We start from the raw sequence: 19800 nt of genomic DNA on the forward strand, positions 1-19800 counted from the left end.
ATGAAAGCATGGAAAAAGGAGGATGAGCAAAAGGAGAGAGGGAAAATGAAAGGGTTTATGAAGGGTGAATTCCAACCGGATCTGGATTCTTTTTTCTGTCTAGAATCTGCATCAACGACAGCTCTGACCACTGTTTTGCTTCTTGGGATAATATTTTCAGTTATTGCCGCGGTTCATCTGGGATATACACCTGAATGGAAAAACGATTACGAGCATTCTCACATGACTAGCGTATGGGAAGACATGACAGAACTTAAATCAAAAATAGACATGACTACAGTACTTCTTGCGTCAGACATTAATTCCTCCACCCCAAAAGTTACGACAACAACAACCCTCCACACTAGAAAACTGGAGACACCTTTTATTAGCTCTACAAAATCTACTGGAATTTTTTCATTAAACACTGACCGGTGTAAAATGATAATCACTCCGGCAAATAATAGCGAAATGGAAAACGCAATGGAAAACGCAATGGAGAACGCAACGGTCATCAACTGTGGCACAATTGCATATAATTCAAATAATAACTATTATACGGAACAGACCTTCAAGTACGAAAACGGAGCTTTAATTCTAGAACAGAATAAAAAGGCAGTTATGAAACTTTACCCTTCAATTAGTGTCTCTGAAGTATCATTTAGGAATTACACCTTTCTTATTAACGCTGTAGAGATCCAGGGGGTGGCAAATACTATTTCATCAAACTTAGATGGTTCCATTCTTCTGAAAGGAATATCTTATGGAACCCTTTATGACAGTGCTATTTCCGGAAATGAAAGTTCCTTACTGTTAACAGTATATACGGATCATCCTGCCGCCTGGAAGATTTATCTTAACGAAACAATGACCGAAGCAGGTCTAGAGGTAGATAAAGATTATGCTCTTGACCGTATTGGAAATAATTACGTGACATACGTATTTCCAGAAAAAGGAAGCGACATTAGCCTCAAAAGGCTTTACGTTGGAAAAGCCACAATTAACGCAGAGTTGGGGATTGGCTTAAGCGGGTTTGTGGAATCGAAATTAAATTCGAAATAATAGAGTAAAATGTACTTGCCCTTGTTCGAATAGACTTACTTTATTATTTTATAAAAAATGTACTTTCATACTTTTTACCCAACATACTTCTCAATAAAATTACTAAATTCAAACTGAAAAATAACATCACAACTGATAGAACATAAATTAAAAAATTACGCGATGTCCCGCTATGAACACTAAAAAGAACAGAAGCAGAAAAAAGGATGGAAAGGGCCTCTTCAGCTCGGAATCAGGAACAGCCACAGTCATTGCGACAGTATTGCTTCTATGCATCATATTTACTGCACTTGCATTGATAAGGGTTGAATATGTTCCGGAATGGAAAATTGATGCCGAAAAATCACATATGAATGACGTCCAGAAAGACATGATAGAACTGAAATCAACGGCAGATATATTGTCTCTTCTCATGGCTTCAGACTCAAATTTCTCAGCCTCAGGACTTCCAATAACTATTCCTTTTATTATGGGTGGAGGGGAAATTCCTATTCTTGAGCCTTCAAAATCAAGCGGGATGCTTTCAGTAAGCATGGAACGCTGTAAAATGACCATAATTCCCAAAAGACTTTTGGTTTCAGATTCTCTCCAGGTAGAAGAAGATGCTAAAAAAATAGAATGTGGAGGCATTACTTATCGTTCGAACAACAGAGAATACCTTGACCAGGTCTTAAGGTATGAAAATGGAGCTCTGATCCTTGCTCAGGGCGAAAAATCAGTGATGAAGGAATTTCCCTCTTTTAACATAGAGAAAACCAGTGAAAAAAACTATACTGTTTCTATCCAGGCGATTAAAATAAGAGGAGAACCTGATGCTGTTTCCTCCAACGCCGATGTTTCGTTGAGACTGACAGGAATTAGCAACAACGTTACTTACAACAGCAACGATACAGGAGATATTGCTTCATTCTACGGTACTGTTATCACTGAATATCCAGATGCTTGGATATCTTATCTCAATGAAACTGCAAAAAATGCAGGACTTGAGTATGGCACGGACTATGACCTTGATAAACCAAGTTCCAATTTCGTATATTTCAATTTCACGTCCACAAACAATAAAACACTTCAGAGCCTTAGCATAAGCGAATCTGTTATCCAAGCGGATCTGGGAACTGGACTCAGCTCGAGCAGTGAGGATGTCAATTGGTCAGAATCTGGCGAAGATGAAAATACAGAACATGAAGATAAATCCATTATGGAACTGGGCGAATGGTACTATTTTGACATGTTTTCAGGAACTTATGAAGAAACTTTAATGTCTGTTAGTAGCATTGATCCAAATATGTTAACAGACCGTGATGAAGACTATTCACTTCCAGTGGGAAGTTTCAAAAATTATGAGCTGAGTCCATACAGCGAGGTTAACGACTTCAACTATAGTATGAATAATAATGGTAAAACTCTCAACCTGAATTTTGGATACAACAATTTCAGTTCATTTAACTCTACTTCGATTCCAACTAAAGCAACTATCTGCATGATCTATAGTTTCAGCGGTAGCAAGGAACCCAATATAGTAATGACTCTCACAGGAACCGAAAGGGGAACCTTCAAGCCGAATAGTGGCTGGTGCCTGTACAATCAAACATTTTCTATATCTTCAAAAGATCCCGAAGAGATTACTCTCAATCTTAAAGTTATAACTGATAGTGGGAGTAATGCAGCAGGTACTTTCCGTATCGACTACCTCGCAGTCTACCTGAGCTAACGGAAAAGAAAAAGGCATATGGGTACATATCTTCACCACACACTGAAAAAGCGAGAAACTCGATCCATATGCCCGAAAAATACGCCACTTCCTATCCTGCGAAAAGAATTCATTCTGACGGCAGAGCCGAAAACGTTAAAGTGCTGCTAGCAAAGGAATGCCCTGTTAAACTATTTCTCAACGGAAAACTCTTTACAACACTTTTTGCTTCCCCGCTCGCACTCAAAGAGCTTGCGATAGGCCACCTGATCACAGAAGGTGTTCTCAGTTTCAGCGAAATTGAAAACGTAGAAATAGAAGGCGGAATGGTTCATGTCCGTACCCAAAGCGAGAATAAGAAAATCCATAATGAAGATGCTGGAATAATCGGAAGAGCAGGAAAAGCAGGAAAATCTGAAAAAGAATACAAAACCAGCAGAGAAATCTTTGTAGACTCAGAATCTGTTTTTGATCCGCAAGCCGTCTTTGCAGGCATGGAATACCTTGAATCTGATACATACAAGCTTACCAGAGGGACCCATCTGGCAGCTCTGATAGACCGAAGCGGGAAACTTGCTGTACAAATCGTAGACGTCGGCCGGCATAACGCTGTAGACAAAGCTGTAGGAGCTGCTTTTCTAAAAGGCCTCGACCTCTCACAACATTACATGCTCTCGACAGGCCGGCAGCCCGCTTATATGGTCACAAAAGCAGCTCGGGCAGGAATCCCTCTTATCGCCACCAAATCCATGCCCTTCGACTCAGGTGTTGAAGCCGCAAAAAAAGCAAATGTATGCCTCATAGGCCAGCTCAGAAAAGAATCTATGCTCGTCTTCGCCGGCGAATGGAGGGTAAAACTCTAATCAGTTTCTAAAAACTGCTACCTTCAAGCCTTTTTCAAAAAAATCATGTAGTACTTAGATAGCTGGCTATAATTTATATCTATAATTTACACATTTAGCTTCTTCAAAAGCCATGCCATGTTCTGGCCCAGAGTCTGCATGGTTTGAATGCCTTCTTCATCTTTTTCAACTTCCCCTTCGGCAAGTCCCATTCCCATATTCCAGTAACTTGATCCCGGGATTATCATCTGGGAAATTGTGAAGAAATGGTTGATTGAATCAAAAACGTGAATCGAGCCTGCTCGTCTAACTGCAACGACTGCTGCTCCTACTTTATGCCTGAACATTTCATTGTTGGCTTTAGCAACAAAACCTGCCCTATCAATAAGAGCTTTAAGTTCGGGAGTCAGGTCTGCAAAATAAGTAGGTGAAGCTAGAATTATTCCATCGGCTTCGAGCATCTTTTCAATACATTCGTTGACGATATCCTTGTCAATTATACATTTCTTGTCCTTTTTTTCGTAGCATTTCCCGCAGGCCGTGCAGCCGTGGATTCTTTTTCCTCCTACCTGCACAACTTCGGTTTCTATTCCTTCTTTTTCAAGTTCCGCAAGGACATGCTTTATAAGAGCAGCCGTGTTTCCTTCCTTTCTCGGACTTCCGTTAAAAGCGACAACTTTCATTTCTTAATTCCTCCAGTGAACTGTCTCTACTTTCTATTTTTTCCTTTCTGTTTTTTATCTCTATTTTCTCCTTTCTGTTTTTATCTCTATTCTCTATCTTTCTTCCTTACATCTTTTATTCTCTTCTTTCTATTCTCTACCTTTCTTCTCTGCTTTCTTCTTCTAATTGATTCTCTTTCAGGCTTTTCTCTATCTTCCTTGCAGCAATAAATATCTCCTATAAAATATATTTTAACAACTATTCGCTAGAATTACCTCAGTTTGTCAGAAAACACCGGTCTCATTGTCGGAGATTCAGGATCGATAAACTCTCCGAAAACAATGTTTATATTTACCTTACTCCATAAACAGTATAATAAATTTCTAATGTGGGTGGTTAGATGAAAAAATCAAAAAATTTTCGGTGTCTAGTTTATCTTATAATTATGTTAATATTACTTAGCATAATTCCGGAAGTCTCCTTCGCTGCTAAAGGTTCTTCTGGACACGGAAAAGGTAACCAAGATAAGTATATGCGCGAAGATGTCCGCAATTCATCTAATAATGAAACTGATAACATAGGTGACGCTGGTGATTCTGCGGTGGATAAGGAAAGGTTTCAGAACAATTCCAGCGTAAAAGACAGGAATAGGACCTTAGAACACAAACAAGAAAAAAATCAATTAAGAGAAGAGCTGCAGGTTAATAAGCAAGAATATAACGAAGCAAAAGGAGATTTTCTCAAAATCAGGAATCTTGTTCGTGCAGGAAAACTTGGTCCTAATTCCGAAGAGGCTCTGAATGCCTCAAAGCTCTACCTTAACTCAAGTGTTAACTACATGATAGCTCACCTTTCAAGTGTAAAGAGCAACGTGGCTTATTCAAGCGGAAACGGGACCGACGAAAAAGCTATTGATGTCGATGAAAAGATAAAATTACTCGAAGCTGAGAAGGCTGAAATTGCAAATGCATCAAGCCAGGAAGAGATTCTGGTTGTGATCGGGTCCGTTCGTGGAGTCTGGAATAATGCCGAGAAAACCAGCCTTGAGAGTGCAGGTCAAACTGTCAGTGGGAAAATAGGGGAGTTTATAGAAAAATCCGAAAACCTTTCTGAAAAACTTGGAACAACAGTAGATAATCTGAATGAAACAGGTGTTAACACAACCGACCTTGATACTAAACTTGCCAGTTACAATTTCTATGTAAACTCCGCGAAAGAGAATAAAGAAGCTTTAGATGCTGTCTATAGTGGTGAGAATGTTACTAGGAAAGATATGGAGAAGGCAAACGGTTATCTTCGTCAATCTCTCCGTGATATCGATACGGCAAACGATATAATTAGACAAATTCTCAACGAGCTTAAGGAATACGAGACTGAAAATGGTAACGAAATTGGAGTCGAAGACAACCAGAAAACTGCACTTAATAACACTGAAAATACAACTGGTACAAATTTCTCTGGCGGAAATTATAGCATTAATACCGACAGCCCTGAAAGCGGAGATAATGTTTCTTATGGAAAAGAAAAAAGTCATAGCTCAGGGAATGATACTGGAAACTTAATTAATAAATTACAGAATTGAGGGGGCAGAAAATGATCAAATTTGCTCACCTGCTCGTACTGTCAGCTTTAATTGCCTGTCTTGCAGGATCCGGTTGTGTCGGGGACAGTACATCTGAAGTAAAAGAATCAAAAGCAAATCCAGACGTTGCTGAGATGCAGAATGTTGAACCAGCTGAAGATCTTGGAATGGAGCCTATGCAGGCCGAAATTCAGGAATTTGATTCTGAGATAAAAGATCTTGATGACTTGCTTGCGAACGCAAGCCTTGAAGAAGAGATAGTAATTGAAGAGCTGTGAAATGAAAAGGGGAGAAGTGAAAACTCTACTCTACAGTAGTAAACGTATCTTTTATTGATTTATATTATGAATCTGCTAATTTTGGGGGTAAAATCACTTTCAAGATATGTATCTTAAGATATATATCACAAGGTTTATCCCCTAAAGAGTTATTGGCATGGAATAGAAAAACATATTATTGATCTTGATTTTCTCTGCCATAACACTTTCCCACTTTCAATTTTATTCACTACTGCATCAAGTTTGATACTGACTTTCCAAAAAGTGTTTGAGAACAGAGTTTTAAGAATGAAATCGGTAAAAACACACCTGGATATTACAACGTTTTTCTGTAGACATTAACCTCAGTTTCTTTCTCAAGGTATTCTGAAAGTAGTGGAAATATTTCTTTAAAATGACTGGAATTTAAATGTTGATCAAGGCTTTTTTCATCTTTCCACTCTTCTAAGAAAGTCAGGACTCCTGAATTCTCCAGTTCCTGATACAGGCCATAATCTATGCAGCCTTCATCTTTTAATGATACTTCAACAAGGCTTTTGCACAAACCCAGAAAGTCCTGAACCTTTTCAGGTTTGACGTAATTTTTTGCAACCACTCGTATTGTCAATAAATCACCAGCTTCTTAGCAAAAATTATTTTTCCTAAATTTTCAACTTCTCATGCTTTCCGTACTTTCCGTACTTCCCATACTTTCCGTACTTCCCATACTTTCCGTACTTCCCATACTTTCCGTACTTTCCGTAATTTCCATACTTTCCGTACTTTCCTTAGTATCTCTCTGTTGGGAGCCTGGTTTGGGAAAGTCTCTTACATTTCCAGCATCCAATAGATCCGGAAACGCGATTTATTTTTCAAAAAGGTATTAACAGGCAAATTTAGCTCCTTTAAACGTTTTTTCGAAGATTCAAACCTTTAATAGCTCTATCTTGTTATTATTCATCTAATACAGTATGAATTTTATTCTGTTTTCTTCACAGCTTCATTCTCTTCTCTGACCGTACTTATTGTGGTAGATTTTTGTTTTATTAAACCTGTCCTGGGGGCCTGGTTTCTGGTCAGGATAACCTAACGGTACAAAAGCTAGAGGAATTACATGTTCAGGCAGTCCGAAGGCTTTCCTGAAACCTTCAACCCTGTCCTTCATCGGATAAATTCCGGTCCAGACTGCCCCAAGCCCGGCATCGTGAGCTGCAAGCAGGAGATTTTGGGTAGCTGCCGAACAGTCCTGAACCCAGAATCCTGGAGCCTTTTCAAGTGTTGTATCCCCACAGACAAGAATTGCAAGAGGAGCTTCCCTGCACATACCTGCATAGGGGCTGAAAGTGGGAATTTCGTCAAGGAGCTTCCTGTCATCGATAACAATAAAGATCCAGGGCTGGGCATTGACCGCCGATGGAGCACTCATTGCGGCTCTGAGCAGTTCGGCAACAAGCTCCCTCGGAACGGGCCTGTTAGTGTATTTTCGAATGCTTCGGCGAGTGTGGATTGCTTCAAGAGTTTCCATATGAGACCCCTCCTATTCATTCCTGAAAGATCTGGGCGAGAAGATTTCAACCCAGTTTTTTCTCGCCCTATTTTACTTTCTTCCCGTTTTTTACTTTCCGGTTTTTTAGTTCCAGATGTTATTATAATTTATTTTCTTCATTTGAACAGGTTAAGACCTGCGTTTTTCGCTTTTTCCATAAGCTCTATATTATCCTTTACCTCTCCAGGAGCGTGATAGCCAACTCCTACAAGAACATCCTTTACTTCTGCCTGCATAAAGCCAGAAACTTGACCTTTGAATTCCTCGTAGACACCTTTGAAAGCTGCCGGGTCAGGAGCACCCTGAGTTCCTACAATCACGGCTTTTTTCCCGGCAGGGAGACGGGGAGAGAAGTCTGCATTTATAAGAGAGTAGCAACGGTCAAGGAAAAGCCGCATCTGGCCTGTAAACTGACCAAAGTAAATTGGAGAACCAAAAACGACTCCATCTGCTGATGTAAGCTCCTCGAATACTTCCGTAAGGTCATCTTCAAGTTTGCACTTGTCATGGCCCTTACAATAGTCGCAGCCCTGGCAACCTTTGTAGTTCATCTCGTTGAGAATAAATGTCCGGGTTTCAGCACCTGCTTCTGCCGCGCCTTCCAGGACCTGCTGGACAAGGATATTCGTATTTCCGTTCTTTCGTGGGCTTCCTACAATGCCTATAACTTTCATTCTATTCACGCCTTTTAATTTTTTAAACTAAGCTTAACTTAGATATGACCTGAAATTAGGTCTAACCTGAATTGAGGTCTAACTCGAATTGAGGTCTAACTCGAATTGAGGTCTAATCTGAGTTTCATTTTCTTTGAATTTATACTGGATTAATTTTTCAATTGATGCCAGATTTTTCTTTCTTTAAGAAAATGTATTTATTGATATCTGATTTGCAATAACTATACTTATATACTATACATGCAATCCGGATACTAACTAACAAAATGGATACTATGTGAGTATATGGTAAGTCAAATCCGGAATAACAAACATTGCCAGTGTCCTGTGGAAGCAACTCTGGAGGTAATTGGAGGCAAATGGAAGCCTATTATCCTCTGGCAGTTGAGGACAGAAAAACTGCGTTTTTCAGGGCTCCAGCAAAGTATGCAGGGTATTTCACCCAAGATGCTTACGAAACAGCTCAGGGAACTCGAAGAAGACGGGCTTATTCTCAGGGAAATTTATCCTGAAATCCCACCTAGAGTTGAGTATTCACTGACCGAGTTCGGAAAGACTGTGCTTCCGGTCCTGGACGCTCTCTGCAAATGGGGAATTGAGTATCTTGGAAGAGAGTGCTTACTGGATGATCAATCGCTTAGTGATAGATCGTGACATAGAGAATAAGTTCAGATAAAGGTCTACAAACAACGCTCACGCAACAAATAAAAGTAAATCCTCTTCCTGCATCTTAATGTTAGTATTGAATTTTAAATGTTAGTATTGAATTCTGCTTTTATCCGGAAAATCTAAAGCATCAGGAAGACCTTAAAGTATTAGGGGAAATCTAAAGCATTAGGGAAGACCTAAAGCATTAGGAAGACCTAAAGCATTAGGAAGACCTAAAGCACTAGAATAGCTGGCACTAAGTTAATTTAAAATCGGAAATAATATTCCTTTAACAATATTTTCAGAAACATTGAAACTTTTGAAATTTAATTTATGAAATTTAATTTATGAAATTTAATTTATGAAATTTAATTTATGAAATTTAATTTATGAAATTTAATTTATGAAATTTAATTTATGAAAGTTAATTTATTAATCATCGGCAGATCAGAAAGTCACTGAATCATTGTAAATCGGGAAATCCCAGGTTAAACGTATGACGCAAAAGAACGGATATATGCGGTATTTTACGAAACAGAGTTGCTACCCTAACCAGGCAGAAGCCATGGAGAAAATCCACTTGGCTCTCCTGAACGAAAAAACTGTACTCTTTGAAGGAGCATGTGGAACAGGCAAGACTTTAAGTGCACTTGCCCCCGCATTGAGTGTGGCGAAAAAACTCAATAAGGTCGTTATTATAGTCACCAACGTCCATCAGCAGATGGTTCAATTTATAAATGAGGCAAGAGATATTTCCCGGGACAACGACATAAAAACAATTGTTTTCAAGGGCAAGACTTCAATGTGCCCTGAAAATCTCGATTACGAAGAATGCAGGCTTAAAGGGGAAAATACCTATGACCTCCTTGACCTTGAGAGGGAAATTTCTTCAAAAGAAAAAGAGCTAAAGGATGCTTATGAAAAATACAAACGGACAAAAGACCCTGCTCTTTATTCCCTGAGAACTGAGCTTGAAAAAGAACTCGAAGAAACTAAGAAAAAATCCCGGGCTTTGAGGAACAATTCTTGCCCGGAATTGTATGAAGTCCTGAAATTTGAAGGTAACGAATTTTCCAACTGGCTTTTTTCCGATGTAAGAAGCCCGGAAGAAATCCTGGAGTATGCCGAAGACCGGGATATGTGTGGGTATGAACTGCTGAAAAAAGAACTCAAAAACGCCGAACTTTTAATTTGCAATTTTCATCATGTTCTCAGTGCCGAAATTTTCATGATGCTGCTTAAATGGCTTGAACGCGACCCTGAAGATATTATCCTGATTTTTGATGAGGCGCATAATATTGAGGCATCTGCGCGTTCTCATTCTTCAACAATGCTCTCGGAACTGACTATTGAAAAAGCCCTTTCGGAAGTAGGCGAAACTCCTGAATCTGACAACTCCCTTATGTTAGGTAAAGAAACTGGCTCAAGAGGTGGCATTCCCCTTGACCAGGACTACGCGGCTCGACTATATGCAAAAAAGTTGTTTACCTGCCTCCTGACCGCTCTCAGGGATACATATGATGCGAAATTGAAGTTCGGGGAAAGGAACCGGCTTGGAAAGCACTGGCGGGACATTCAGATCAGTGACCCTTATGAGCGCTTTGACATCTTGAAAGCTCGCTTTTTGCGGGAAGCGGTAAAGGAAGGTTTTGCGGATGAAGAAAAGGTTCTGACCCGGTTGCGGGAGATTGGCGAGTTTGGAGGAAGGCTGGAAGAGATTTATGCGGAAAATTACAAAAAAGGGCTTCTTACAGTTCCGAAACGTTCCCAGATCCGGTATGTTGCCGACTTTTTATCTTCTTATCTGGTACTTTCGGACAGGCAAAACTACTATCCAATTTTGAACGTGCGTAGGGATTTCAAAAGCGATAGAATAGCTGGCAGGATTGAGCTTTTCACATGCATTCCTAAAAACGTGACCCAGCCTTTGTTTGATTCCGTTTATGCGGCAGTACTCATGTCGGCTACACTCCGGCCCTTTGAAATGATAAAATCCACGCTTGGCATTTCAAGGGAAGTGGAAGAAATCTCCTATGGCACGACATTTCCCAGGGAAAGGAGGCTTACCCTTGCGGTTTCCATTCCTCCGCTTTTTGCAAAGAATCGTGACAGCCCGGAAACGCTTGAGAGCTTGAAAGAAGCTCTGCTTGCAGCTACTGTTGCATCGCCGGGGAATGTGATTATTTACTTCCAGAGCTACGCTGAAGCACTCCGCTATACTAAACTCCTTGAGCCTGAACTTTCTATTCCTATTTTCCTTGATGAGACAGGGGTTTCATCCCAGGAAATCCGAAAGGAGTTTTTCAAAATCGGAGAGCAGGGAGGAAAAGCTTTACTTATAACCTATCTCTGGGGAACATTGAGTGAAGGTGTTGATTTCAGAGATTCCAGGGGCAGGACCGTGATTATAGTGGGAATCGGATATCCAGCCTTGAATGACCGAATAAAGGCTGTCGAATCTGCTTATGATGAAGTTTTCGGCTGTGGTGAAGGCTGGGAGTTTGCAGTTCAGGTGCCGACAATCAGAAAGGTCAGACAGGCAATGGGAAGGATAGTGCGTTCTCCAGACGACTATGGAGTAAGGATTCTCCTTGATTCCCGCTACCAGGGCTCTCAGGCACGTAAACTCGGTAAATTTTCGGTTTTTGATTATTTTCCATCTGAAGAAAAAAGAGAGTTCATCGACATTGCACCCAGAGACTTAGGAAGCCTGGTGGAAGAATTTTTTGCCCACGTCATGCCAGGTAATCCCGACAAAAATGAATCGGAGTCCCAGACTTCAAGTCGTGTGGGTTTCGGAAGCCTTGCTGAAAAGCTTTGAAGTCCTTTGAGTTAATCCCTTCGAGTTACTTTAATAAATTTTACACTGTTTCATAACTGTTTGAATTGTTTAATATGTTAAACCTATTTGGAACCCGACACTCATATATAATAAAAGAAGTTGCCCGTAGTTTATATTTAAACTTCAGGCACTAAATTACTTGGTGAACAGGTTTTTTGCAACTTGTTTTCATGAAACTTTTACTTACGACCTTTTTACTTATGTTACTTTTACTTATGTTACTTTTATTTACAATATTTTTTTCTTATGTTACTTTTATATAATTGACTCTGGTCTTCGTACCAGTGCCGGCTGCGTTACTTGCCTTAAGGCGTTACACTGTAACTTCCTGTTGTCGAATAGGATGTATGGGGTTCTGTATTGTTGAAAAGGTTTCATCCCCGAAACTCCAGTTCCATGCGATAGGGGAGCCTGAAGTATTGTTCTTAAAAGTCACGCTCAGCGGCGCATTCCCTATTCTTGGAGACCCCTGGAAACTTACAACCGGCTTTGACGCTGTTGTTCCTACCGTTAAACTGAGTTTTGTAGCGCGTTCAGCCCTTTGTCACTTTGTCACTTTTATATAATTCCATTTTGATTTTGTACTGCTTCCTGCTGCATTTGTTGCTGTGAGTTTAACCGTGTAAGTTCCTGCTGCTGAATATGTGTGTGTTGGACTCTTTTCTGTTGAATATTTCCCGTCTCCGAAATCCCATTTCCATGAGGTTGGTGATCCTTTGCTAGTCTCCGTAAATTTTACCTTTAGCGGAGCTTTTCCTGATAGTGGCCATCCCCAGAAATCTGCAGTTGGAGCTTGTGAGGTCCCAGACACTTTTATATAATTCCATTTTGTTTTTGTACTGCTTCCTGCTGCGTTTGTTGCTGTGAGTTTAACCGTGTAAGTTCCTGCTGCTGAATATGTGTGTGTTGGACTCTTTTCTGTTGAATATTTCCCGTCTCCGAAATCCCACTTCCAGGAGGTTGGTGATCCTTTGCTGGTCTCTGTGAATGTTACCTTTAGTGGAGCATCTCCGGATAGTGGCCATCCCCAGAAATCTGCAGTTGGAGCTTGTGAAGTTTCTGTCACCATTATATACTTTGATTTAGTTGCTGTGTTACTGCCTGCCGCATTTGTTACTGTAAGTTTAACAGTATATTTTCCTTCTTTAGAATATGTGTGTGTTGGACTCTTTTCTGTTGAAGTTTTTCCGTCTCCGAAACTCCATTTCCATTTAGTTGGCTTTCCTGTACTTTTGTCAGTAAATTTCACGCTTAAAGGTGCTGTTCCTGATTTTGGAGATGCATAAAATACAGCAACTGGCGCTTGCGAAGTTTTCACTGTGATATACTTTGATTTAGTTGCTGTGTTACTGCCTGCCGCATTTGTTACTGTAAGTTTAACAGTATATTTTCCTTCTTTAGAATATGTGTGTGTTGGACTCTTTTCTGTTGAAGTTTTTCCGTCTCCGAAACTCCATTTCCATTTAGTTGGCTTTCCTGTACTTTTGTCAGTAAATTTCACGCTTAAAGGTGCTGTTCCTGATTTTGGAGATGCATAAAATACAGCAACTGGCGCTTGCGAAGTTTTCACTGTGATATACTTTGATTTAGTTGCTGTGTTACTGCCTGCCGCATTTGTTACTGTAAGTTTAACAGTATATTTTCCTTCTTTAGAATATGTGTGTGTTGGACTCTTTTCTGTTGAAGTTTTTCCGTCTCCGAAACTCCATTTCCATTTAGTTGGCTTTCCTGTACTTTTGTCAGTAAATTTCACGCTTAAAGGTGCTGTTCCTGATTTTGGAGACGCATAAAATACAGCAACTGGTTTTGCTGTCACTGTGATATACTTTGATTTTGTCGCTGTGTTACTGCCTGCCGCATTTGTTACTGTAAGTTTAACAGTATATTTTCCTTCTTTAGAATATGTGTGTGTTGGACTCTTTTCTGTTGAAGTTTTTCCGTCTCCGAAACTCCATTTCCATTTAGTTGGCTTTCCTGTACTTTTGTCAGTAAATTTCACGCTTAAAGGTGCTGTTCCTGATTTTGGAGATGCATAAAATACAGCAACTGGAGCTTGTGAAGTTTCTGTCACCATTATATACTTTGATTTAGTTGCTGTGTTACTTCCTGCCGCATTTGTTACTGTAAGTTTAACAGTATATTTTCCTTCTTTAGAATATTTATGTGTTGGATTCTTTTCTGTTGAAGTTTTTCCATCTCCAAAATTCCATTTCCATTTAGTTGGTTTTCCTGTACTTTTGTCAGTAAATTTCACGCTTAAAGGTGCTGTTCCTGATTTTGGAGATGCATAAAATACAGCAGCCGGTTTTGCTGTCACTATGATATACTTTGATTTTGTTGCTGTGTCGATGCCTGCTGCATTGGTTACTTTAAGGGTTACTGTGTACTTTCCTGCTTTGGAATACTTATGAGTTGGATTCTGAAGGAATGACTTTGATCCATCTCCAAAATTCCATTTCCATTTAGTTGGTTTTCCTGTACTTTTGTCAGTAAATTTCACGCTTAAAGGTGCTCTTCCTGATTTTGGAGACGCATAAAATACAGCAACTGGAGTTTTCGGTTTTTGTACTTTGACAGAGCCTGTAAACTTCCCGAATGCAGCAGGCTCTTTTCCTACCTTCACCGTGGTTATAACCATATTTGTGGCTGTGTTAACTACAGAGACAGCGCCACTTGTTTCTTTCGCCACATATGCCTTAGTTCCATCCGGACTGAAAGCAACCCCTAAAGGATAATTTCCGACTTTCACTGTAGCTGTAACCTTATTTGTCGCTGCATTTATCACAGAAAAAGTACCATCTCCATAGTTCGTCACATATACCTTTGTTCCAGCCGGGTTTACTGCAACTCCCCATGGGTATTTTCCTACTTTTACTCTTGCTGTAACCTTATTTTTTGCTGTGTCAATTACAGAAACATCGTACTCATTTGCCACATATACCTTTGTTCCCGCTGGATTAACTGCAACTCCGGTAGGGAGATTTCCTACCTTTATTGTGGCTGTGACCTTGTTTGTTGCAGTGTCAATAACAGAGACAGTGTTATCAAGAGTATTCGTCACATATACCTTTGTTCCAGCCGGGTTTACTGCAACTCCACAAGGATAATTTCCTACTTTTACTGTAGCTGTAACCTTATTTGTTTCAGTGTTAATTACAGAGACTGTCTTACTGCCTTCGTTTGCCACATATACTCTTGTTCCCTCAGGGTTAATTGCAACTCCCCATGGGTTTTTTCCTACTTTCACTGTGGCTGTAACCTTATTTGTTGCTGTGTCAATTACGGAGATGGCGCCGCTTTTGTCTTTCGATACATATACCTTAGTTCCAGCGGGGTTGACTGCAACTCCGTAAGGATATCTTCCTACATTTATCGTGGCTGTAACTTTGTTTGTTGTAATGTCAATTGCAGAAACAGTGGTACTGCCGCTATTCGTAATGTAGGCGTATCCAGCCGTGTTCGAAGTACTTTGTGCAGTAGCTGCCGATGTAGTAGAGAATATCAAAATTAAAAATAAAACAATGGCTGTTGAAGCTAACGCTACTGAACACAGTTTTTTGTTCACTTTCATTGTCTTACTCCGTTATATTTCGTCCTACATCCAGCAGGTAAATTGTTATTTCAAATATTTTCACTGATAGCTTTTTTGTGGGAACTTACATTAGTCTTATATCTCTTATTTGTAAATTGTCTGCTGCTTCTTTTTATGTAATGCTTGTACATATGTTAACACGTGTTAAATGCAGGGCAAATTAATAGGGTGTTTGAAAAGTGCTATCTTTGCATCCTCTTCATTTCAAGGGAAAATATTTTAACGAAAAAACCTAAAACAATCTTATCACATATTTTGGAAGTTAAACTGATTTTTTAATGTATTTTTTTTATTCTTAATATTTTTTAGTTTTAATGTGTTTTTATTCTTAATATTTTTTAGTTTTAATGTGTTTTTATTCTTAATATTTTTTAGTTTTAATGTGTTTTTAGACATGAGTAAACTTTTCAACTTTCAGCAAATATATGAAGCCTACTTTTTCTCGTACAGTTTGAAGAGGATACTTATCCTGAAAAATATCCAAATTTTTAATGTCGATCTGCCGAATACAGGTTTTTTTCTAAAACTCAGTTTCAAAATCCAGGTTTTTTTTCGTTTTTGGATTTGTAGAAAACCTATCTAAATCAGCTTTAATTGGATCTGAAAATGAATGTGTAAAAGTATATCAGGTAGTTCAGTTTAAACAATTGGTAATTCTTTCTTTCCGATGATTTCCCATGATAAACTTTAACATCAATATTAAGTTTTTCATGTTTCATGCATGTGCCAAAGGCTCATGAGGGTTTCTACGTAACCGCATATTTTAATTAACAGATTGAACCGGAGTTTATAAAATCATGAAAATCGGGATGTAGCTATAAATAATCTTCAGGTCTAATATAATATTTATTAAGTACCTTATCCGTGTAGTTCAATTTTAGCGTCATATCATCTTGAACTGGTCCACCGTCGGTAATTATGTCTTTTCCACAATTTTTATAAAAACCATCTAGGGATCTTGCTATATCGATTATCTGTTAGATACTTCAGGCGGTAGATTATCTATTTTTCTTCCACGATCACTGATTCGCTCTATATTTGGATTTTTTATATTAAAGTGTTTCTAATTCTTGTCCAAAAACTTCGTTTTTGGTTAGAATTTCTGTTTTCTGTGTTTTTTGATGCGGTTTTATACATGAAATTCAACTTCAAGTTGAATTTACAAGAAAAACTTGGTCTTCAGCTCCATCTCAATTGTAAATCAAATGTAAATTTATGGTAGGCTCTTATAGCTAGATAGACTCTCAGACATTTAGTAAAATTTAGACTCAATCCTTTTTTAATCTCAACCTAATCCAGAAGGTTGAAGTTTAATCACTCCAAAATATCGAGGTACATGTAACTAAGAGTAACTGATGTTAACTCTAAAAACAGAATAAGAGAAAACAGAATTATAGTCTGTTTCGGTCGCCCACTATGACTCTTCCGTTGTGACCTAAACATACCTTTGCGTTCATTAAGTTTAGCCTTAATTTTTTCGTGTTTCAGTTTAAGAGTTTACTTGCTTTCAGAGTATACTCTCTGTCTTGTATTCTTGTCACTTTTATGGAATTTGTTTTTGTTATAGTACTACCGCCTGCCTCATTGCTTACTATAATGTAATTTTATATTTTCCTTTCTGTAAATACTGGTATTTTGGATTTTTTTCTCTTGAACTTATTTCATCCCCAAAACTCCATTGCCATTTAGTGAGGGGTTTCGAAACTTTTATCAGTACAGATCACAGTTAATAGAGCTTTTCCTGAAATGGGAGACGCAGAATATGCAGCAACTGGTTTTGCGATTTCCTATTTTATATACTATGACATCCACAAATGATTTTTGTGCTACTGCATTTTGCATCTTTATCTGAGACTGCAGAATCCCAGGAGGTTTATAACCAAGTTTTCAAAGTTGCAGTCACTTTGCCACTTTTATATATTTCCATTTTAATTTTGTACTACTTCCTGCTTCATTTGTTGCTATGAGTTTAACCGTGTAAGTTCCTGCTGCTGAATATGTGTGTGTTGGACTCTTTTCTGTTGAATATTTCCCATCTCCAAAATCCCACTTCCATGAAGTTGGCGATCCTTTGCTCGTCTCCGTAAATGTTACCTTTAGTGGAGCGTTTCCTGATAGCGGCCAGCCCCAGAAATCTGCAGTTGGAACATCTGCAGTTGGAGCTTGTGAAGTTTTCACTATGATATACTTTGATTTTGTTGCTGTGTTACTGCCTGCTGCATTAGTCGCCATAAGGTTAACAGTATATTTTCCGGCTTTAGAATACTTATGAGTTGGATTTTTTTCTGTTGACGATGTTCCGTCTCCAAAACTCCATTCCCATTTAGTTGGTTTTCCTGTACTTTTATCCGTAAATTTCACGCTTAAAGGCGCTGTTCCTGATTTTGGAGATGCATAAAATACAGCAGCCGGTTTTGCTATCACTATGATATACTTTGATTTTGTTGCTGTATTACTGCCTGCTGCATTTGTTACTATAAGTTTAACAGTATATTTTCCTTCTTTAGAATATTTATGTATTGGATTCTTTTCTGTTGACGATGTTCCATCTCCGAAATCCCATTTCCATTTAGTTGGTTTTCCTGTACTTTTATCCGTAAATTTCACGCTTAAAGGTACTGTTCCTGATTTTGGAGATGCATAAAATACAGCAACTGGTGCTTGCGAAGTTTTCACTATGATATACTTTGATTTTGTTGCTGTGTTACTGCCTGCCGCATTTGTTACCGTAAGTTTAACAGTATATTTTCCTTCTTTAGAATATTTATGTGTTGGATTCTTTTCTGTTGACGATGTTCCATCTCCGAAATCCCATTTCCATTTAGTTGGTTTTCCTGTACTTTTATCCGTAAATTTCACGCTTAAAGGCGCTGTTCCTGATTTTGGAGATGCATAAAATACAGCAACTGGTGCTTGCGAAGTTTTCACTATGATATACTTTGATTTTGTTGCTGTGTTACTTCCTGCCGCATTTGTTACCGTAAGTTTAACAGTATATTTTCCGGCTTTAGAATATTTATGTGTTGGATTCTTTTCTGTTGACGATGTTCCATCTCCGAAATCCCATTTCCATTTAGTTGGTTTTCCTGTACTTTTATCCGTAAATTTCACGCTTAAAGGTGCTGTTCCTGATTTTGGAGATGCATAAAATACAGCAACCAGTTTTTGCGATCCGGGTTTATAAACAACTAGAGGAAGGTTATCAGAATATATGCTACCTTTTATGTTTTTATATGCAGAATCGGAAATTCCATCCCCGTCTGCATCGGTTGCAGTATTGGAAAATCCTGTACCATCAGGTTTTCCCCAGAAGTTGCCTCCTATGTAAGGTCCGCCCACAATATTAGTACCTGCGGTTTTTTTGGTATTATATGTATTTCCTATCCCATTTCTAATAGTCATATTAGTGTCATTGAAGTAATTGTTGTAAATCTGGTTAGTGTCGCTTCTGGGGCAAACATAAAGCCCATAAACACTATTATCTTGAACAGTATTACCTGAAAATGTGTTGCCGTCAGAGTTACCAACATGGATTCCACGACCGTTATTAAAAGCCGTATTTCCTGAAAGGGTATTGTCTGTAGCAGTCCCAAGTACAATTCCATATTCCCTATTGTTCGTAGCTATATTCTTTGAGATCTTATTTTCTTTGCAACGCAGGAGATATATTCCGTAACAGTTGTTCAAAAGTTTATTGTTCTCAACTATGCAGTTACTACACGAAGACAGACAAATTCCTGCATTGCCAGATCGAGTTGCTCCTACAGCCTTAAATCCAGTTATTTTTATGTTGTCTCCCTGTAAGAGGAACACACTGGCCCCCGAACTTTTGGCTTTGATTATCGTATTATCAGGATTTCCGGATTCTGACCTAATTGTAAGATCATCTTTAGTTACTATAATATTTTCAGTATATATTCCGGGTTTTACAGTAATTATATCGCCGGAAGACGAACTATTCACAGCATTTTGAATAGAGTCTCCTGGCTGCACTATAATCTCAGCCGCAGCTCCAAGACTTGATATTAATGATAATATGAAAATAGCTACTAATATAGTGGTTAATTTTTTTATTTTAATTCCTCCATCCATTAAAATAAATTTTAGGTGAAACTTTCATTGTAAATAAAGGGGGTTTACACTGAATACCTACGTGAATGCACGAATGAAAAAGTATTCTCTTATTCAAAGAATTTGTTCATCTTTTGTAAGACTCTTTAAGTAAATTTCATTACTTGAGCTGAAATTCGAATAATAAGATATAAATATACTGGAATATGTTATATTGAATAAATTAAAAATATAAAAAATATTATCCATGTAATTTATTTGTATTCGGATAATCCAGGTCACTTAACTTAATAGAATATCTTATTTATAGGCTATTAACTTATTTTTATTTATCAAATATTTATTACTTTCA

Annotated in this window: 16 protein-coding genes; 8 read left to right on the top strand and 8 right to left on the bottom strand. The window is 38.5% G+C overall.

The window, feature by feature from the left end; translation table 11 throughout:
- From MSBRM_RS02625 to fdhD, 3 genes are all read left to right on the top strand, one after another.
- Window positions 1–1041 carry a hypothetical protein gene (locus tag MSBRM_RS02625; RefSeq protein WP_052712664.1) on the top strand — a complete coding sequence of 347 codons (1041 nt, stop codon included), beginning with the start codon at window positions 1–3 and terminating at the stop codon, window positions 1039–1041.
- 172 nt (window positions 1042–1213) lie between these two features.
- Window positions 1214–2752: a DUF7289 family protein gene (locus tag MSBRM_RS02630; protein ID WP_052712665.1), complete on the top strand. Its 1539-nt coding sequence runs from the start codon at window positions 1214–1216 to the stop codon at window positions 2750–2752.
- Between the two features lie 68 nt (window positions 2753–2820).
- Window positions 2821–3594, top strand: a complete 774-nt coding sequence (gene fdhD / locus MSBRM_RS02635; protein ID WP_048120051.1) for a formate dehydrogenase accessory sulfurtransferase FdhD — start codon at window positions 2821–2823, stop codon at window positions 3592–3594.
- A gap of 86 nt (window positions 3595–3680) precedes the next feature.
- On the opposite strand, the gene MSBRM_RS02640 is transcribed toward fdhD, so the two are convergent.
- Window positions 3681–4256, bottom strand: a complete 576-nt coding sequence (locus MSBRM_RS02640) for a flavodoxin family protein (protein ID WP_048120049.1) — start codon at window positions 4254–4256, stop codon at window positions 3681–3683.
- A gap of 380 nt (window positions 4257–4636) precedes the next feature.
- On the opposite strand from MSBRM_RS02640, the gene MSBRM_RS02645 reads away from it, so the two are divergent.
- The gene (locus MSBRM_RS02645) at window positions 4637–5818 is read left to right on the top strand and encodes a chromosome segregation ATPase (RefSeq protein WP_176722098.1); all 1182 of its coding nucleotides are present in this window, start codon (window positions 4637–4639) and stop codon (window positions 5816–5818) included.
- Between the two features lie 11 nt (window positions 5819–5829).
- Window positions 5830–6096, top strand: coding sequence for a hypothetical protein (locus tag MSBRM_RS02650; RefSeq protein WP_048123239.1), 267 nt, complete (start codon window positions 5830–5832; stop codon window positions 6094–6096).
- A gap of 316 nt (window positions 6097–6412) precedes the next feature.
- On the opposite strand, the gene MSBRM_RS02655 is transcribed toward MSBRM_RS02650, so the two are convergent.
- The 4 genes from MSBRM_RS02655 to MSBRM_RS02665 form a co-directional block, all read right to left on the bottom strand.
- Window positions 6413–6703 (bottom strand): putative quinol monooxygenase, encoded by a 291-nt coding sequence (locus MSBRM_RS02655; protein WP_048154440.1) that lies wholly within the window; start codon window positions 6701–6703, stop codon window positions 6413–6415.
- Window positions 6704–6745: 42 nt separating this feature from the next.
- Window positions 6746–6922 carry a hypothetical protein gene (locus tag MSBRM_RS19935; protein ID WP_155400451.1) on the bottom strand — a complete coding sequence of 59 codons (177 nt, stop codon included), beginning with the start codon at window positions 6920–6922 and terminating at the stop codon, window positions 6746–6748.
- A gap of 153 nt (window positions 6923–7075) precedes the next feature.
- A complete protein-coding gene (locus MSBRM_RS02660; protein ID WP_048120047.1) occupies window positions 7076–7600 on the bottom strand; it encodes a nitroreductase family protein in 525 nt (174 codons plus the stop codon).
- Between the two features lie 137 nt (window positions 7601–7737).
- The gene (locus tag MSBRM_RS02665; RefSeq protein WP_048120045.1) at window positions 7738–8295 is read right to left on the bottom strand and encodes a flavodoxin family protein; all 558 of its coding nucleotides are present in this window, start codon (window positions 8293–8295) and stop codon (window positions 7738–7740) included.
- A gap of 285 nt (window positions 8296–8580) precedes the next feature.
- Here MSBRM_RS02665 and MSBRM_RS02670 point away from each other — a divergent pair, with 285 nt between their 5' ends.
- The 3 genes from MSBRM_RS02670 to MSBRM_RS02680 all read left to right on the top strand — a co-directional run bounded on the left by MSBRM_RS02670 (window position 8581) and on the right by MSBRM_RS02680 (window position 12351).
- Window positions 8581–8949, top strand: coding sequence for a winged helix-turn-helix transcriptional regulator (locus tag MSBRM_RS02670; RefSeq protein WP_048120043.1), 369 nt, complete (start codon window positions 8581–8583; stop codon window positions 8947–8949).
- Window positions 8950–9439: 490 nt separating this feature from the next.
- Window positions 9440–11764, top strand: coding sequence for an ATP-dependent DNA helicase (locus tag MSBRM_RS02675; RefSeq protein ID WP_048154443.1), 2325 nt, complete (start codon window positions 9440–9442; stop codon window positions 11762–11764).
- A gap of 368 nt (window positions 11765–12132) precedes the next feature.
- Window positions 12133–12351: a hypothetical protein gene (locus MSBRM_RS02680; RefSeq protein WP_048154446.1), complete on the top strand. Its 219-nt coding sequence runs from the start codon at window positions 12133–12135 to the stop codon at window positions 12349–12351.
- On the opposite strand, the gene MSBRM_RS21005 is transcribed toward MSBRM_RS02680, so the two are convergent.
- From MSBRM_RS21005 to MSBRM_RS02690, 3 genes are all read right to left on the bottom strand, one after another.
- Window positions 12330–15356, bottom strand: a complete 3027-nt coding sequence (locus MSBRM_RS21005) for a glutaminyl-peptide cyclotransferase (protein ID WP_080943662.1) — start codon at window positions 15354–15356, stop codon at window positions 12330–12332. The two genes, MSBRM_RS02680 and MSBRM_RS21005, sit on opposite strands and share 22 nt — an antisense overlap.
- Before the next feature lie 1612 nt (window positions 15357–16968).
- Window positions 16969–17091 (bottom strand): PKD domain-containing protein, encoded by a 123-nt coding sequence (locus MSBRM_RS21840; RefSeq protein ID WP_080941645.1) that lies wholly within the window; start codon window positions 17089–17091, stop codon window positions 16969–16971.
- A gap of 185 nt (window positions 17092–17276) precedes the next feature.
- Entirely contained in the window at window positions 17277–19469 is a 2193-nt protein-coding gene (locus tag MSBRM_RS02690; protein WP_048154451.1) for a PKD domain-containing protein, read from the bottom strand.
- Between the last annotated feature and the right edge of the window lie 331 nt (window positions 19470–19800).

It is taken from the genome of Methanosarcina barkeri MS (assembly GCF_000970025.1).
GTDB classification, from domain to species: domain Archaea; phylum Halobacteriota; class Methanosarcinia; order Methanosarcinales; family Methanosarcinaceae; genus Methanosarcina; species Methanosarcina barkeri.

What these genes read in the sequence shown, in the direction of transcription:
- MSBRM_RS02640 (WP_048120049.1), bottom strand. Translation starts at nt 4,256, where the DNA reads ATGAAAGTTGTCGCTTTTAACGGAAGTCCGAGAAAGGAAGGAAACACG.
- MSBRM_RS02625 (WP_052712664.1), top strand. Translation starts at nt 1, where the DNA reads ATGAAAGCATGGAAAAAGGAGGATGAGCAAAAGGAGAGAGGGAAAATG.
- fdhD (WP_048120051.1), top strand. Translation starts at nt 2,821, where the DNA reads ATGCCCGAAAAATACGCCACTTCCTATCCTGCGAAAAGAATTCATTCT.
- MSBRM_RS02660 (WP_048120047.1), bottom strand. Translation starts at nt 7,600, where the DNA reads ATGGAAACTCTTGAAGCAATCCACACTCGCCGAAGCATTCGAAAATAC.
- MSBRM_RS02690 (WP_048154451.1), bottom strand. Translation starts at nt 19,469, where the DNA reads ATGGATGGAGGAATTAAAATAAAAAAATTAACCACTATATTAGTAGCT.
- MSBRM_RS02670 (WP_048120043.1), top strand. Translation starts at nt 8,581, where the DNA reads ATGGTAAGTCAAATCCGGAATAACAAACATTGCCAGTGTCCTGTGGAA.
- MSBRM_RS02630 (WP_052712665.1), top strand. Translation starts at nt 1,214, where the DNA reads ATGAACACTAAAAAGAACAGAAGCAGAAAAAAGGATGGAAAGGGCCTC.
- MSBRM_RS02645 (WP_176722098.1), top strand. Translation starts at nt 4,637, where the DNA reads ATGAAAAAATCAAAAAATTTTCGGTGTCTAGTTTATCTTATAATTATG.
- MSBRM_RS02680 (WP_048154446.1), top strand. Translation starts at nt 12,133, where the DNA reads ATGGGGTTCTGTATTGTTGAAAAGGTTTCATCCCCGAAACTCCAGTTC.
- MSBRM_RS02650 (WP_048123239.1), top strand. Translation starts at nt 5,830, where the DNA reads ATGATCAAATTTGCTCACCTGCTCGTACTGTCAGCTTTAATTGCCTGT.
- MSBRM_RS02665 (WP_048120045.1), bottom strand. Translation starts at nt 8,295, where the DNA reads ATGAAAGTTATAGGCATTGTAGGAAGCCCACGAAAGAACGGAAATACG.
- MSBRM_RS02675 (WP_048154443.1), top strand. Translation starts at nt 9,440, where the DNA reads ATGACGCAAAAGAACGGATATATGCGGTATTTTACGAAACAGAGTTGC.
- MSBRM_RS21005 (WP_080943662.1), bottom strand. Translation starts at nt 15,356, where the DNA reads ATGAAAGTGAACAAAAAACTGTGTTCAGTAGCGTTAGCTTCAACAGCC.